Raw genomic sequence first — 1,857 nt, 5'->3', positions numbered from 1 at the left:
CCTGCGCACGAAGAAGTGCGGGGACTGGGAGATCACGGCGATGTGTTCGCCGCGGGCCCGGATGTCCGCGAAGACCTCCGGGACGCCTTCGATCCAGGCAGCGGCTGCGAAGGCGGCGTCGATCTCGGCATCGGAGGCGTCCAACCAGAGGGGCAGCACCGACTCCCAGAACTGCAGGTCGGTCAGCTCTCCGGCGTTCCAGGCCCGTTCGACGGCGTCCGCGACCTCGAACGTGCCGAGGTGGCGCGACAGTTCCACGGTGGCGGCGCCACGCAGCAGCGTGCCGTCCATGTCGAAGACGTGCAGGCGGGTCATGCTTCTCCTAGCGGGTGGCTCGGCGCGCCGCCGGGGAGGGACATGGCGGGGCGCCGGACGACTGCGCCAGGCCCAGGCGGTCATCTCGGTCGAGACGGTCCGCATCGGACCGGCACAGTCTATGTAGTAGGGCTCCGGAACCTCACGCTGACAGTTCGCGATCAGCTCGGTGACGTCTCACTTCCTGAGCAGCTCGGGGTCCATGAGCTCATTCCTCCCGGCGCCGCTGGCGAGCACCGGTTCGTTCTCCCTGCTCAGGCGGTGACCACCGGGGCGGCGTCGAGGACTCGCCGCCGCATCGTCGCGAACAGCGGTCCGTCTGCCTCGGCGGCGCTCAGCGCCGCGACCCACTCCGGGTCGGCCAGCATCCCGTTCCACTTCCGTTCGAGATCGGCGAGGTCGTCGAATCGCAGGGTGTAGACGAGCTCGCCCCAGGAGTGCTCGCCGATCATGGTGCGGCCGGCGCTGACCAGCTCCATGCCGTGCTTGGCCAGCATCGGCATGGTGGCGGAGGTGAAGAGGTCGAGGACCGCTCCGAGGCGGCCCGGGGCGGCTACGTACTCGCGGACCTCGTAGATCACGCTTGCTCCTTTTCGGCGAAGGCGGGCAGGACCTGTTCGGCCATCAGCTCCATCTGGGCGACGACGGCCTCGATGGGCTGGCCCCAGGCGATGAGGCAGGCGAGGTGGTCGACGCCCATCGCCTCCATCTGCTTGAACCGCTCGATCATCTTGTCCGCGGTGGTGAGGACCGGGTCGGAGTACTTCTCCCACAGGTTCTCCGACGACGGCGACTCGTTCGCCGGCACGACACGGCCGGCCTCGACGAAGTCGATCTTCTCGCCCGTGCCACGCGCCTTGAGGCGGTCCTCGCGGCTGCCCTGGCTGACGGTCTGGGTGAGCGCGAGGTAGTGGTTGTACTCGCTGACCATGTCGTCGAAGAACTCGAGCGCGTCGGCCTCGGTCCGGCCCAGCCAGGTGTGCCGGTAGACCATGACCTCGCCGCGTGGCGAGCCGCTCTCGGCGGCCGCGGTGTTGAAGGCCTCGAGCAGCGCCTCGAGGTCCCCGTGCGGCTCGAAGTTGCCCCAGTTGGGCGCGGTGAGCAGGTTGTGCCCCTGCGCGGCGACCTTCCGCACGCCATCGACGCTCTGCGAGGCGACCCACAGGTCGGGGCCGGGCTGCGAGGCGGGCTTGGGCACGAGCGTGGTGCGCGGGAAGGAGAAGTAGCGGCCGTCGTAGGTCACGTTGTCCTCGACCCACACCCGCCGGATGATCTCCAGCGCCTCCTCGTAGATCTCCCGCGACTTGGCGGGGTCCACCCCGATCCGGTCCAGCTGGTACCGGCCGCCACCCCGGGCCACACCGATACCCACGCGGCCCGGCGCCAGGTGGTCCAGCATCGCCATCTCCGACGCGATCAGCAGCGGGTTGTAGCTGGGGAGCACCACCACGCCGGGCAGGATCCGCAGCCGCGTGGTGCGGGCCGCCGCGAGCGCCGCGAAGGCCAGGGCACTGGGGTTCGCGACATAGTTCTGGAACACGT

Annotated in this window: 3 protein-coding genes; all 3 read right to left on the bottom strand. The window is 69.6% G+C overall.

The window, feature by feature from the left end; all coding sequences use genetic code 11:
- The coding region (locus PKE99_RS37380) for a haloacid dehalogenase-like hydrolase (RefSeq protein WP_271215008.1) at positions 1 to 315 on the bottom strand (315 nt) is incomplete at its 3' end.
- Positions 316 to 569: 254 nt separating this feature from the next.
- Positions 570 to 896 carry an NIPSNAP family protein gene (locus tag PKE99_RS37375; RefSeq protein WP_037054630.1) on the bottom strand — a complete coding sequence of 109 codons (327 nt, stop codon included), beginning with the start codon at positions 894 to 896 and terminating at the stop codon, positions 570 to 572.
- A partial coding sequence (locus PKE99_RS37370; RefSeq protein ID WP_271215007.1) for an LLM class flavin-dependent oxidoreductase occupies positions 893 to 1,857 on the bottom strand: 965 nt, incomplete at its 5' end. The genes PKE99_RS37375 and PKE99_RS37370, both read right to left, overlap by 4 nt.

It is taken from the genome of Pseudonocardia halophobica (genome assembly GCF_027922425.1).
Lineage (GTDB): Bacteria > Actinomycetota > Actinomycetes > Mycobacteriales > Pseudonocardiaceae > Pseudonocardia > Pseudonocardia halophobica.
This window is presented reverse-complemented; position numbering and strand designations above follow the sequence as displayed.